Genomic DNA, 6,389 nt, shown 5'->3' with positions numbered 1-6,389 from the left:
TTGCCAGAAGATAACTCAATATGCTTTCGACAATCTTGGTGATTCCTTCTCCTTATTTTTCTCAAAAAAAGCTGGATATCCCAAATTCAAGAAAAAGGGCCATCATGATTCCTTCACGATAGACGCAGGTGGAAAACCAATCCCGGTAGGTGGTACGTCCATAAAGTTGCCCACCATCGGCTGGGTAAAAACCTACGAAGGATTGCCTCATACCACCTGCAAGTCAATCACGATATCTCGAACTGCCGACAGTTGGTTTATTGCTTTTGCCTACGAACAGGAGCATGAATCAACTGTAAAGCAACACGATGTCGTGGGTGTTGACCTAGGAGTTAAAGAGTTAGCAACACTTTCAACGGGTGTTGTTTTTCCTAACCCAAAGCATTACAAAACGCACCTCAATAAGTTGCGTAGGCTGTCAAAAGAGTTATCCCGAAAGCTTAAAGGCTCTAGCAATAGATTAAAGGCGAAACAAAGGTTAGCAAAACATCATGAAGCGGTAGCGAATCTCAGAAAAAATACTCTCCATCAAATTACTACTTACTTAGGCAAAAACCACGCAACGATAGTAGTAGAAAATTTGAATGTTTCGGGAATGCTAGCTAATCACAAACTAGCTCAAGTTATCGCTGACTGTGGATTCTATGAATTCAAACGTCAGCTAGAATACAAAGCTAAAAAGTTTGGCTGTGAAATAATCATTGCCGACCGCTGGTTCCCTTCGAGTAAAACCTGTTCAAACTGCGGACATATTCAAGATATGCCCCTAAAAGAAAGAACCTACGACTGTGAAAGTTGTGGTCATTCGATGGACAGGGATTTGAACGCAGCAATTAATTTATCGCGCTTGGCTTTCATCGTGAAAGCTTACGGAGGGATAACCGCTCCCATGCTCCCGATGAAGTAAGAAGCAAATGTCTAGACTTGTCTAGGATTTGTATAGCAGAACGCCAGATGCTGAGATTGACGGTGAGATTTCCGAATTTAAGGAGTTGACAAAATCTACTAAAAACATCAGATACCGACTTCAAGAAGGAATCAGCAGGGCAAAGAATCAAGGTGCAGCAGCCGTTATTATTCACATCAACCGAGATAGTTATGAATTTTGGAAGATAAACGATGGCATCAGAAAAGCTTTTTATTCGGACGAAAGACAACTTATCCAGAATATTATATTAGTATTCAACAGCGAAGAAGTACAACAGATTACTAGGGAGGAATGGGAAAATGGAAGACGTTTTTAATGAATTTGAAGAAGTTATACAAACTGGCTTAAAAAATAATATGCCGCGAGAGGCGAAATTGATTACAGTTGGGCAAATTGTTTATGCAGTTACTCGTGATGAGCTGACAAATAAAGAAGGTTTGCAACTGGAAGAGATGTTGGGCGGTAGAGAACAATGGAAAGAGGCACTTGAGTATAGTATTTTTGGCTATCCAGTAGATACAGCAACTCCATCTTTTGATAAACCTCTAATTATTGCCGGCAAAACATTTCATTCTCGCTTGATGACGGGGACGGGAAAATATCGCAGCATTGCAGAAATGCAGCAAAGTGTCAACGCTAGTCGATGCGAAATTGTGACTGTGGCTGTGCGGCGAGTGCAAACAAATGCTCCCGGTCATGAAGGATTGGCAGAGGCTCTTGATTGGACTAAAATTTGGATGCTGCCGAATACTGCCGGTTGTCAAACGGCGGATGAGGCGGTTAGAGTGGCTCGTTTGGGCAGGGAAATGGCGAAGCTTTTAGGGCAGGAAGATAATAATTTTGTTAAGTTAGAAGTGATTCCGGATGCTAAATATTTGCTGCCCGATCCGATCGGCACTTTGCACGCCGCAGAGCAATTAGTCAAAGAAGGTTTTGCCGTTTTGCCTTACATCAATGCCGATCCGCTGCTAGCAAAACGCCTAGAAGAAGTCGGTTGTGCGACTGTCATGCCTTTAGGTTCGCCCATCGGTTCGGGGCAAGGGATCAATAATGCTGCCAATATTCAAATCATTATTGACACGGTGAATATCCCTGTGGTGGTGGATGCAGGGATCGGCACTCCCAGCGAAGCGGCCCAAGCCATGGAAATGGGCGCTGATGCACTTTTGATTAATTCCGCGATCGCCAATGCTCAGAATTCTCCGGCAATGGCCAAAGCAATGGGAATGGCCGCAGAAGCGGGACGTTTAGCGTACTTAGCAGGAAGAATGCCGGTCAAAGATTACGCGATCGCCTCTTCCCCCGAAACAGGTACTGTCACATCAAAATAAATTCCCGAATTTTTCAGGCACTTCGATCGCGTTTTTTTGGTACAGTGATGGCAATCAAAAATATTGAGGATTGTTGCCAATGCCTTATACTACCGAAGAAGACGGACGCTTGAACAACTTTGCCAAAGAGCCGAAGATGTACGACGCCGTACCTCCCAACAAGAACCAGCAACGGAACTACATCATCCTGGGTGTTGCCGCCGCGCTGTTAGTAGCCGGTTTGGTGTTTGTGGCTGCTTCTGTGTAAAAACTGACCTGACACTCAAAGCTGCTTCAAATCGCTATTTTAAATAATCATTCAACAAACCATGTTTATAGCCTTTCTCAAAAAGGTGAGGTATGACTGACAGGTTATATAACCACTGAAACCAAGAGGGCTCTCTTCCCAACAACGTCCGCGAATATGAGAGCTTGATCCGCTATAGTTGCAACAGTCCTGAAGCGTGCCGAGCGAGCTGGAAGACTAAACAAGACAAGCAGAAATAGGGTTTTTTCCTTTCGGCGTTCAGGTTCAGGGGCGATCGTTGCAATTAATCAGACGGAATCGTCACAAATATAAAAAAATTGCTAATTGAAAATCTACAATCATGCAGGTCATCAACGGTGCGATTGACTGCCGAACTCGTCGGTGTTGCGAGTTAGGAGCGATTTCAACTCTACAATCCCAAATCTAAAATCTACAATCTACATTCCCAAATCTACATTCCCAAATCTAAAATCTAAAATCTAAAATCTAAAATCGCCAGACCGTGATGTCTATTCCTTCCCAAAAAGTTTCTAGCTCGAACAAGCAGATCTATCAACGCTTGAAACAGGCGATCGACCTCAACTTACGCCGTCAAATTTTTATTGCCGCCTGCGACGACCTGTGTTTGCGGGACTGTCTGGCGGCCCGCTTGCAGGCAGAATTAGCCGCCGAGGGCGCCGACTCGATTTCTCGTCCCTACCCGATCGACTATCCCCGATTTGTCAGTTTGGAACTCGACGTGAGCGATCCCAATCCTTGGGACTCGATCGCCGCATGGCTGACTCAACACCCACTGCCCCGAAACGGCGGCAGCTACAGCCGTTTGCCGGGATTTCAAATTCTCGGGGCCGAACACCTGACCAGGCACTCACCAGCCGTGCAGTGGTCGTTCCTGAGCTATTTGAGAGACATCGAAGCAAACCTGCAAATGTGCGAATCTACTCTGTTGCTGTGGGTGTCGCGCCCTTGGTTGAGTTCGATCGAGCAATCGGCCCCGGAATTTTGGCAATGGCGCACCGGAGTATTTGAGTTTGAAGGCGAACCAACTCCAGCTAAGGGCGACTTCGGGCACTCGGAAGACTTCGGACACTCGGAAAACTTCGGAAACTTGCGGGACAACGGAGACTATGGCGACCAACTTTTAAAATATTTAAAGTCTTCTGAAGAATCCTCAATTCCCGATTCCCCATCCCCAATTCCCGATTCCCCATCCCCCATTCCCGATTCCCCATCCCCCATTCCCGATTCCCCATCCCCCATTCCCGCGATTCCCCATCCCCCATTCCCGATTCCCCATCCCCAATTCCCGATTCCCCATCCCCCATTCCCGATTCCCCATCCCCAATTCCCGATTCCCCATCCCCAATTCCCGATTCCCCATCCCCAATTCCCGATTCCCCATCTCCCATTCCCGATTCTGAACCCGCCACAACAGATTCTAAATCCGTCGAACTGGCAGATTTGGTGCTAGCAGCGGCTTCTCAGGAGTTGGAAGTAGAAGATAATCCCGCATCGGAAGACAATTTTCTGCCGCTGCAAACCCTGCAATATATTGCATTGCTGCAAGAACATGAGTGCTGTTCCGAAGCTTTGGCTTTGGCTTATCACAGTTTGGGAAATTACTACCGCGATCGGATTCTGGGCGGAGATTCCTCCCCGCAAAACCTGACAATTGCCATTCGCGCGATCGAGCAAGTGATTGCATACCTGGAACTCGACGACAACTCCCAGGAAAATCAACCACTAACCGAGGAATGCGCGCGGCTAATTTCCCAATTGACACAAAACTTAACTCAGTACGCCGAGGAGTCCCACAGCCTACCGCCAATTTCCGATCTGATCAACGATCTCGGTACTTTCTACTGGATGCTGTCGCGCGATCGCACGCAGCAGCATAACGCAGCCGATCCGGTATCCTGCCTCGAACGCAGCATCGCCCTCTACCTTGAAGGTTTGAACCGCACAGATGCCGACAGCGCACCCCAAACCCGCGTGAGATTAAACAAAAATTTGGGCATCGCTTCGGCAGATTTAGCCCGCTATCAAGATAAGACAGAGAACTTGCAGCAAGCAGTTGCAGCTTACCAACAAGCGCTACTAGATTTAGACCCGGCGGCGGAGCCCCAGCAGTACGCGGCGGCTCAGAATAATTTGGCGACAGCATACTGGAATTTAGCTCAAGATGGTCAGCCGATCGTCTATCTCAAAAGCGCGATCGCCGCTTACACCCAAGCCCTTTGCTGTTACAGTCCCGATCGAGAACCGCTCAACTATGCCGGAGTCCAAAACAACCTCGGTACCGCTTGCTGGAACCTCGCCCAGCACGAACCCTCAGAACTCTTGTTAGTCAGGGCGATTGATGCCTACCGCGAAGCCTTGAAATACCGCACCCGAGAATTGGTACCCGCAGCAGCAGCAGCCACCTACAACAATCTCGGTACCGCTTATTGGCATTTGGGGAACCAGTTCCAGCAGAAACAGGCCCGGACGGAATCTTTACAGCAGGCGATTACCGCCTACGAAACTGCACTGGATATCGCCGGCCAGCTCGATCGAACCCAACTCACCTTTGACACCTGGGCCGCCCGCAACAATCTCGGACTAGCCCACTATCAACTAGCCACAGATCTAGATTTTGGCACCAACAAAGCCGCCCAAACCAGCCATTTAGAAGCAGCACTGCACCACCAGTTGCAAGTGTGTGCCGAATGGGGACAACATCTCAACGACAAAGGGTTAACATATGGAGATAAACTTAACCTGCAAGCCCCGCCAAACTCTCAAGCTGCCGATTCCCGGCAAACTGCATTGAGTTATATTGTGAAAACGATTAGAGCTTTCTATAGCGAATGTGGGCTGCAAGGCCAAAATCTAGCCTTATCCAAAGTACCTGGAGATTTATTGCCTGAAATCTTACGTAGGTTATAAGTATGGCTATAAATATGGCTACAACTATATAAAAGCTCAATTTTTTCGAGATTTGTATCCAGTTTTCTATTATTATGGCTGAATCTTCTTGCCTAATTCTTCAAACAAAGTTGTGGTCATGGCCCCTGTAAAAATCCTTGTGGTTGATGACGACCCGGCAATCCGAAATTTAATTCACCGTTTTTTGAGCCAGCAAGGTTATCAAGTTGAGTCGGCCGGAGACGGTCAGACTGGTCTGGAATTATTTGAGCAACTCAATCCTGACTTAGTAGTTCTAGATGTAAATTTACCCGATACTACTGGCTACAAACTCTGTCAAGAGATGCAAAAACGGACGGGCGTGTTTGTGTTGATGCTGACCAGCCGAACCGATGAAGCTGACAAAATGAAAGGGTTTGCCGAAGGCGCTGACGACTACATTACTAAACCTTTTAGTCTTGTAGAGATTGGAGCTCGCGTTGCAGCAATTTTGAAGCGCAAACGCCTTGTTACTCCGGCTCAACAACAAAGTCTGACCTTTGGAGAGCTACTAATAGATCCCGTCCGGCGCGAGGTAATTCTCGACAGTCAGATAGTTGCTTTGACGGCTTTAGAATTCGACCTGCTGTACTGTTTGGCAAGCAAACCCGGTCGCGTATGGAGGCGATCGGAATTGCTGCAAGAAGTCTGGGACTACGAGTATGTGGGAGCCGATCGCGTGGTGGATGTCCATATCGGTCAAATTCGCCGCAAAATTGAACCAGATACCAACCAAATCTCAATGATTCAAACCGTCCGGGGAGTAGGTTACAAGTTTGAGCCAAAAACCTAGCAGTATTCGGCATTCGGCAGCCGGATCTGTAGGGACAAGGCTGTAGGGGTTTGAAACTGTAACTTAATTTATGGACAAAGCTACCCATCCTTGACTATTTGGGTAGCTTTGTCCGCAACTCGGGCGATCGCACGAGACTATTTG

Annotated in this window: 7 protein-coding genes; all 7 read left to right on the top strand. The window is 47.4% G+C overall.

Annotated elements, in window-relative coordinates; genetic code table 11:
• On the top strand, window positions 1-907 hold a 907-nt coding region (locus tag JGK22_RS32940; protein WP_293272015.1), incomplete at its 5' end, for an RNA-guided endonuclease TnpB family protein.
• Between the two features lie 28 nt (window positions 908-935).
• Window positions 936-1,244, top strand: coding sequence for a hypothetical protein (locus tag JGK22_RS32935; protein WP_293187143.1), 309 nt, complete (start codon window positions 936-938; stop codon window positions 1,242-1,244).
• A complete protein-coding gene (locus tag JGK22_RS32930) occupies window positions 1,228-2,259 on the top strand; it encodes a thiazole synthase (protein WP_293194001.1) in 1,032 nt (343 codons plus the stop codon). The genes JGK22_RS32935 and JGK22_RS32930 overlap by 17 nt, the downstream gene beginning before the upstream one ends.
• A gap of 79 nt (window positions 2,260-2,338) precedes the next feature.
• A complete protein-coding gene (locus tag JGK22_RS32925) occupies window positions 2,339-2,506 on the top strand; it encodes a ssl1498 family light-harvesting-like protein (protein WP_293187141.1) in 168 nt (55 codons plus the stop codon).
• Between the two features lie 505 nt (window positions 2,507-3,011).
• Window positions 3,012-3,977 (top strand): hypothetical protein, encoded by a 966-nt coding sequence (locus tag JGK22_RS32920; protein WP_293314540.1) that lies wholly within the window; start codon window positions 3,012-3,014, stop codon window positions 3,975-3,977.
• Window positions 3,971-5,434, top strand: coding sequence for a tetratricopeptide repeat protein (locus JGK22_RS32915; RefSeq protein WP_293314538.1), 1,464 nt, complete (start codon window positions 3,971-3,973; stop codon window positions 5,432-5,434). Before JGK22_RS32920 ends, JGK22_RS32915 begins: the two co-directional genes overlap by 7 nt.
• Window positions 5,435-5,552: 118 nt before the next feature.
• Window positions 5,553-6,245, top strand: a complete 693-nt coding sequence (locus tag JGK22_RS32910; protein ID WP_293193997.1) for a response regulator transcription factor — start codon at window positions 5,553-5,555, stop codon at window positions 6,243-6,245.
• Window positions 6,246-6,389: the final 144 nt, after the last annotated feature.

The organism is Microcoleus sp. PH2017_08_TRC_O_A (assembly GCF_020738665.1).
Classification (GTDB): domain Bacteria; phylum Cyanobacteriota; class Cyanobacteriia; order Cyanobacteriales; family Microcoleaceae; genus Microcoleus.
The sequence above is the reverse complement of the archived record's forward strand: the minus strand, read 5'-3'. Positions and strand labels throughout refer to the sequence as shown.

What these genes read in the sequence shown, in the direction of transcription:
- JGK22_RS32920 (WP_293314540.1), top strand. Translation starts at nt 3,012, where the DNA reads ATGTCTATTCCTTCCCAAAAAGTTTCTAGCTCGAACAAGCAGATCTAT.
- JGK22_RS32925 (WP_293187141.1), top strand. Translation starts at nt 2,339, where the DNA reads ATGCCTTATACTACCGAAGAAGACGGACGCTTGAACAACTTTGCCAAA.
- JGK22_RS32930 (WP_293194001.1), top strand. Translation starts at nt 1,228, where the DNA reads ATGGAAGACGTTTTTAATGAATTTGAAGAAGTTATACAAACTGGCTTA.
- JGK22_RS32910 (WP_293193997.1), top strand. Translation starts at nt 5,553, where the DNA reads ATGGCCCCTGTAAAAATCCTTGTGGTTGATGACGACCCGGCAATCCGA.